Raw genomic sequence first — 277 nt, 5'->3', positions numbered from 1 at the left:
CAGGCCCAGAACTCATTGAGGCAGCCGTCGTAATCGCCGCCGGCATTGCGGCAAGCGTAGTACTGATCCAGGCATTGATCGCAACGCGGCACGCCGGCGGTGGCGGTCAGCGCGGCGGCGAAGCCGAACATGGCGAGGGCCAGCGCGACCAGGCGCGGGCGGATGCGGCGGGTGTTCATGAGACCTCCTTGGTCGTGATCGAGTCGGCGGTGGTGAAGCGGCAAGCCCGGCTGCGCGCGCAGCGTCGCGCCGGGCTCAGAACGGCGGCAGGCCGACC

1 protein-coding gene is annotated in these 277 nt (G+C 70.4%); it reads right to left on the bottom strand.

Going from position 1 to position 277, the window contains the following annotated elements:
* Positions 1–179, bottom strand: a 179-nt coding sequence (locus HKX41_11315; protein NNC24720.1) for a hypothetical protein, incomplete at its 3' end; no start/stop codon positions are given.
* Between the last annotated feature and the right edge of the window lie 98 nt (positions 180–277).

The sequence above is a fragment of the Salifodinibacter halophilus genome, assembly GCA_012999515.1.
Taxonomy (GTDB): Bacteria; Pseudomonadota; Gammaproteobacteria; order Nevskiales; family Salinisphaeraceae; genus Salifodinibacter; species Salifodinibacter halophilus.
The sequence above is the reverse complement of the archived record's forward strand: the minus strand, read 5'-3'. Positions and strand labels throughout refer to the sequence as shown.